This window comes from Streptosporangium sp. NPDC048047, assembly GCF_040653115.1.
Lineage (GTDB): Bacteria > Actinomycetota > Actinomycetes > Streptosporangiales > Streptosporangiaceae > Streptosporangium.
Genome location: NZ_JBEZNH010000112.1, coordinates 1 through 6,115, shown reverse-complemented (window position 1 = coordinate 6,115; position 6,115 = coordinate 1). Strand labels below are relative to the sequence as shown.

The 6,115-nt window shown below is 69.9% G+C and carries 5 protein-coding genes and 1 pseudogene; 3 read left to right on the top strand and 3 right to left on the bottom strand.

The window, feature by feature from the left end:
* Positions 1–29 precede the first annotated feature (29 nt).
* Positions 30–2,465, bottom strand: a complete 2,436-nt coding sequence (gene lanKC, locus AB0D67_RS38765; RefSeq protein WP_362947338.1) for a class III lanthionine synthetase LanKC — start codon at positions 2,463–2,465, stop codon at positions 30–32.
* A gap of 365 nt (positions 2,466–2,830) precedes the next feature.
* Positions 2,831–3,532, bottom strand: coding sequence for a M50 family metallopeptidase (locus tag AB0D67_RS38760; protein ID WP_362947336.1), 702 nt, complete (start codon positions 3,530–3,532; stop codon positions 2,831–2,833).
* A gap of 223 nt (positions 3,533–3,755) precedes the next feature.
* On the opposite strand from AB0D67_RS38760, the gene AB0D67_RS38755 reads away from it, so the two are divergent.
* A complete protein-coding gene (locus AB0D67_RS38755; protein WP_362947333.1) occupies positions 3,756–4,898 on the top strand; it encodes a magnesium and cobalt transport protein CorA in 1,143 nt (380 codons plus the stop codon).
* A 50-nt stretch (positions 4,899–4,948) separates the two neighbouring features.
* Here the strand turns inward: AB0D67_RS38755 and AB0D67_RS38750 are convergent, their stop codons facing one another.
* The gene (locus tag AB0D67_RS38750; RefSeq protein WP_362947330.1) at positions 4,949–5,143 is read right to left on the bottom strand and encodes a hypothetical protein; all 195 of its coding nucleotides are present in this window, start codon (positions 5,141–5,143) and stop codon (positions 4,949–4,951) included.
* Between the two features lie 244 nt (positions 5,144–5,387).
* Here AB0D67_RS38750 and AB0D67_RS38745 point away from each other — a divergent pair.
* Together AB0D67_RS38745 and AB0D67_RS38740 are read left to right on the top strand one after the other, a co-directional pair.
* Positions 5,388–5,962 (top strand): annotated as a pseudogene (locus AB0D67_RS38745) (IS607 family transposase).
* A partial coding sequence (locus tag AB0D67_RS38740) for a helix-turn-helix domain-containing protein (protein ID WP_362947341.1) occupies positions 5,959–6,115 on the top strand: 157 nt, incomplete at its 3' end. The pseudogene AB0D67_RS38745 and the gene AB0D67_RS38740, both read left to right, overlap by 4 nt.

Here is a 6,115-nt window from a genome sequence, read left to right as displayed (position 1 = left end):
GTCACCGGGTTCGAGGGCGCGTCGCCGCGTCAGGGACCGCGTCTCACGGAGGCGCTGCGGGCGGGGTCGCCCGGCGCGAGCTCCGCGAGCTCCGCGAACTCCTCGGTTTCCGCGAGCTCCTCCGGCTCCGGGACCGCGGCCAGGGCCGCGATCATGCCGGCCCGGCCGGTGAACAGCCCCGGCTGGACGTAGTAACGGCTCCGGGCGGCGCGCATGCAGTCGCGCAGCGCGGTCCGGAAGCCGTCGTCGTCGCGGTGGGCCAGGTAGCGGGCGAGGGCCAGGCCGATGCCGACCGACCCCTCGTCCAGGTAGGGCAGCGTGCGCCACCCCTGCGTGACCTGCAGCGAGCCGTCCTGGACGGTGACGCAGCGCCGCAGGTCCTGCCGGAGCGCCACGGCCGCCAGGTCGAGCAGCCCGGCGTCGCCGGTCCGCTCGTAGGCGTGCAGGAAGAGGAGGGCGGGCCCGGACGAGCCGTACATCAGCCCGGCCCGCGGGTTGCCGCCGCCGCTGGTCTCCGGCACGTCCTCCACCCCGCCGAGCCGGTCGGCGCAGACGCCGACGGCACGCAGCGCCAGGTCGGCGAGACCCTGCTCGCCGGTCGTGCCGGCCAGGTGCAGGAGGTTCAGCCCGACGCCGGCCAGACCCCCGAACAGGCCGGGCTCCAACCCCTCCCACTTCTCCCGCATGGCCACCTCGACCGCGTCGAGCGCGTCCTGGCGGTGCCCGAGCCGGTCGAGGACGTAGGCGACGCCGTGCAGCCCGTCGTAGAACCCGACGCCGGTCCCGGAGACGGGGGACGCCGCGCGGCGGCGCAGCCACTCCACGTGCTCGGGGCGGACCTCGGCCCCGGCGGCGTCCAGCGCGTAGAGCACGCCGGCCGCGCCGTAGGCGAGGTTCAGGCCGCCGCCCGGCCTGAACTGGGCCACGTCACCGGGGAAGAGACGGTCGTCGCGCCCGGGGGTGGCGCTCGCCAGGATCGCCCGGCACATGGCGTCCCGCAGTGCGGGCCAGTCGTCCGGGGCGAGCCGGGGGAGGGGCCGCGGCGTCACCGGGTCGTCGCCGACGATGGTGCGGACCGCCTCCCGAACCACCTCCGGCGGCACCGGGAAGGTCTCGACGACCAGCTCGGCGAGCTGGAACACCTTGGCCCGGTCGAGCGACTGGGTGACGGTGAGCTGCGGCGCGAACAGCCCGAAGCACAGGCAGGCCAGCGCGTACTCGTCGATCTCGACGCCCTGGCGGCCGCGCGGCGCGTTGAACGCGGGGTGGCCCAGGGCGGCGCGGCCGCGATCCTCGGCGAGGGTCGCCACCTCGTAGTCAATCATCACCAGGCGGCCCTCGGCGGTGATGAGGATGTTGTTGGGGTGCAGGTCGCCGAAGACCACGCCGCGCTCGTGCAGCGCGTCGACGGCCCGCCGGACCGCAGGAAGCGTCTCCATGACCCACGCGGTGTACTCGGCGAGGGTCCCGGCGTCGCAGCCGGTCCGGGTGAGGGGATAGCGCTGCACCAGCTGCCGCTGCAGGGGGTTGCCGTCGACGAACTCCTGCACCAGGAAGTGGTGCTCGCCCAGGACGAAGTAGTCGATCAGCTCGGGCACGCAGTCCAGCCCGGCCAGACGCTCCAGCATGTCGCGCTCGTGTCCCAGGCGCGCCACGGCGTCGCGGCCCGCGGCGTCGAGGCCGGCGTGCGGGCGGGCCTCCTTCAGCACCACGCGCCTGCCGCCGCGGAGTTCCCGCCCGAGATAGACCCCTCCGCCGTTGGAGAAGTGCAGGACGCTCTCGATCTCGTACGGCAGGCCGCCCGTGGTGACCGCGTTGCGGGCCGCGAGGTGCGACTCCAGGAACTCCGGCAGCGTCACCCAGGACGGCACGGAGAAGGACGGCCCGCGCACGTCGGGCACCAGCCGGCCGTCGGAGTCCTCGATCGCGTACACCGTCTCGCCCTTGTCGTCCAGGCAGTACCGGGTGGCGAAGCCGCCGTAGCGCACGAAGAGCGGGCCCTCGCCGTAGCGCAGGTCACTGAGGATGTAGGGGCCGGAGACGCCGCGGAGCAGCTCGTGCAGCTCCTTCAGCGTGAGCTCCAGCTGCGCCTCGTCCACGGGGTAGATCGTCACCAGCTTGCCGCTGGACCCGCGGGGGGCCGCCTTGGAGTTCAGCATCGTCACGACCGGCCGGCTGCGCAGGAACTTGAACGCGATCCCACGGGGCACGCAGTAGTCCCAGACCAGCTCCATCGCCCGCTCGGCGTCGTCCAGGCACGCCGACACGTGGATCTTCCAGCCCTGCTTCGGCGTCCTCGCGTCGCCGGGCGCGTAGTGCATCCACGTGTCCGTCGGCTGGTGCGCCCAACCCTCCGGCACCTCCCGGCCGGCGAGCGGGAAATCGGGGTGCTCGCTCCGGTCACTGTCGAGAGTGTCGTAGAAGATCGGGTCCGCTAGGCAATAAAGCTCATAGTGGTCATTCACGGCAATCTCCCTGCTGTCTTCCAGGGGAGAGAATTCCGGATAACCCGAGAAATAACCAGTTACAAGCTACACGTCTCACCCGTGTAAATCTCACGAGTCAAATCGTGACATTTAGTCTGACCTGGGCTTATGTGAGGGATGCGAAAGTTGTTCAGAAAAACTTTCCGCGCTTCTCGGTCGGAGACCGAAGAGGTTGTCGTTCTTGACCGAAATTACCACGTTCAATGTGAGTATGAGGGTATATATCGGGTAACAGAGTTGGTTTGCCTTCACGGTCCGTCACCGAGCGTGACGGACCGTTGGAACGGCCGGACAGATGATCGCGGGCGGGAACCCGGGCCGGGCGGATGATCGCGGGCGGGACCCTAGGCCGGCCACGGCAGCGGGTTCAGCAGCCACGCTCCGCCCGCCAGACAGGCGAACGCCACCAGCAGGAACAGCAGCACCCAGAACCCGCCGGGCAGGAAGGTCAGCCGGGCGAGCTGGTCGGCGTCGGAGTCGGGGGCGTGGCCCCGGCGCCGCTTGCGCCGCAGCTCCAGGATCGGCCGGACACCGCCGAACAGCAGGAACGACACGGCCAGACAGGAGAGGACCGCGTCCACCTCCGGCGGGGAGTACCACGTGACCGCGAAGATCGCCCCACCGGTCGCCAGCAGGCTCACCGCGCCGAACAGGTTGCGGATCAGCAGCAGCATGCCGGCGAGCAGCCCGATCACCACCGCGATCAGGATCGCCACGTGCCCGGTGGCGGTCAGCCAGGCGCCGCCCACGCCCAGCAGGGAGGGGGTGACGTAGCCCGCGGCGGCGGTCAGGATCATCCCGGGCCCGCGTGGTTTGCCCCGGGTCAGCGTGACCCCGGAGGTGTCGGAGTGCAACCGGATGCCCTGGAGCTTGCGCCGGGTGAGCAGCGCCGCCAGCGCGTGGCCGCCCTCGTGCGCGATGGTGATCAGCCCCCTGGTAAGGTGCCACGACCTGGACCACACCACCGTCGCCAGCGCGACCGCCGCCGACAGCAGCACGACCCACGGGGGCGGCCCCGCCTGGGCCGCGGTCAAGGATTCCAACACCTCGTTCAAAGTTCACTTCCCCTCAACGTCGCCGGAGCAAAGCGTCCCATGACGCTTGGTCTACCGGCGATAAGGTCGAAAGGAGACAAGGCCGGATCCGGGCGCCGGCCGCTCCGGCCTGCGGCGCGGACCGCGTCCGCGAGGTTTCCCGGCGACCGCCCGGGTAGACGGCGCGGGCACGCACAGGATCGGGGCGCCCGGCGGGGCGGACGAGGAGGAGCAGGTGGCTGACCGGCGGATACTGGGCATGCGGAGCCGGATGCGCGGCCGCCCCGATGTCGACCGCGACTCCCCCGAGCGGTCGATGGACCCCCGTTCCGCCGAGGCCGAGCCGGTCTCCACCCGGTCGCACGTCATCGACAACGCGATCTACGTCGACGGGCGGCGGGCCGCCACGCCGGGATCGCTGCCCGAGGCGTTCGAGTGCCTGAAGAACACCCCCGGCAGCATGGCCTGGATCGGCTTCTACCGTCCCGAGGACGGGGTGATCTACAACGTCGCCGAGGAGTTCGACCTGCACGAGCTGGCCGTCGAGGACGCCATCGTCGCCCACCAGCGTCCCAAGGCCGACCGCTACGGGGAGACCCTCTTCGTGGTGCTGCGCCCCGCCCGCTACGTCGACGAGGTCGAGGAGGTCGACTTCGGCGAGCTGCACCTGTTCGTCGGCCGCAACTTCGTGATCACCGTACGGCACAGCGAGGCGCCGGACCTGTCCCAGGTCCGCCGGCGCATGGAGGCGGACCCCGAGCTGCTCCGCCAGGGCCCCCAGGCGGTGCTCTACGCCGTCGTGGACGCGGTCGTGGACGGCTACGCGCCGGTGGTGGCCGGCCTGCAGAACGACATCGACGAGATCGAGGTGCAGGTCTTCGGCAACGAGCCCGGCGTCTCCCGCCGCATCTACGAGCTGTCCCGGGAGGTCATCGAGTTCCAGCGGGCCACCCGGCCGCTGCTCGGCATGATCGAGGGGTTCATCGCGGGCGCCGACAAGTACGGGATGGACCAGGAGTTGCAGCGCTACCTGCGCGACGTCGCCGACCACGCCATCACCGTGTCGGAGCGGGTCAGCGGCTTCCGGCAGATGCTCCACGACATCCTCGTGGTCAACTCCACCATGGTCGCCCAGGCCCAGAACGAGCACATGACCCGGCTCACCGAGGCCAGCAACGCGCAGAACGAGGAGGTCAAGAAGATCTCCGCCTGGGCCGCGATCCTGTTCGCCCCCACTCTCGTCGGCACCATCTACGGCATGAACTTCGACCACATGCCGGAGCTGCACTGGGTCTTCGGCTACCCGTTCGCGGTGCTGCTGATGGCGGCCGTCTGCGTCACGCTGTACCTCGTCTTCAAACGCCGCGACTGGCTGTAGGACCGCTCGGCGGGGGTCCGGGCCGTGCCCCGGGCCCCCGCCGCGGGACATCAGTTCAGCTTCGCCAGGATCAGCTCCAGCTTGCCGTCCATCGAGCTCATCCGGGCCTTCAGGGAGGCTCCGCCGACTTTCCCCCTGGCGGTCTCACGGAGAGAGTTCAGGGTCTCCCTGATATCAGCCAGCTCCGCTTCCGTCCTGAAAGCCCAGGCCTCCAGGTCGCTCACTCGCTGATCGATGGTCTTCATCGTCCCTCCGAACATGAATGCCTCCTGGTTTTCCTCAGCGGAGGGCCGCCTGACCGGTGGCGGGCTGAAAGTCCGAAACTTTGCGGAACCAATTGAACACGGTCCGGAGTGGTTCGTGGGCGTGTTCGATGATTTCCAGGGTGCGGCCGAACGACCGGTTCCCCCAGGGACGCGGCGGAGGGTTGGTAACTGCTCAAGTTTTTATAGGCAAACATGATCATGCATAGTCGTGCATCATGAATGCGTGAAGCTTTCGGAGTGGGCGCGCCAGCAGGCGTGAGCTATCAGACCGCCTGGCGATGGGTGAAGGACGGCAAGATGCCCGTACCCGTCCGCCAGGCGCCCTCCGGTACGTGGATCGTCGAAGAACCCGCCGTTGCGGCTGGTCGGGTGGTCGCGTATTGCCGCGTGTCGTCCGACGACCAGAAGGGCGACCTGGATCGGCAGGCCGTTCGGGTCGTCGAGGGCACCAACGCCGAGGGCTTGGCCGTCGGCGAGGTGGTCAAGGAGATCGGGTCCGGATTGAACGGCAAGCGCCGCGAGCTGCATCGCGTGCTGACCGACCCGACCGCGGGTGTGATCGTGGTCGAGCACCGTGACAGGCCGGCCCGATTCGGTGTTGAACACCTGGAATCCGCACTGGCCGCGACCGGGCGCCGCCTGGTGGTCCTGGAGCCGGACGAGAGCGCCGATGACCTGGTGGGTGACATGACCGAGGTGCTCACCTCCATGTGCGCCCGCCTGTACGGGCGGCGCTCGGCGAGGCGCCGCGCCGAACTCGCCGTATCCGCCGCGACCGCAAAAGTCGACGAGGAATGAAGAAGTTCCGGCCGCAGGCCGGTTTCGTGGTCCAGGCATATCGGTTCGCCCTGGACCCGAACGCGACTCAGGAGGCCGCGCTGCGTTCACACTGCGGCGCGGCCAGGGCCGCCTACAACTGGGCCGTGTCCTGGGTGACGTCCTGCTGGTGGC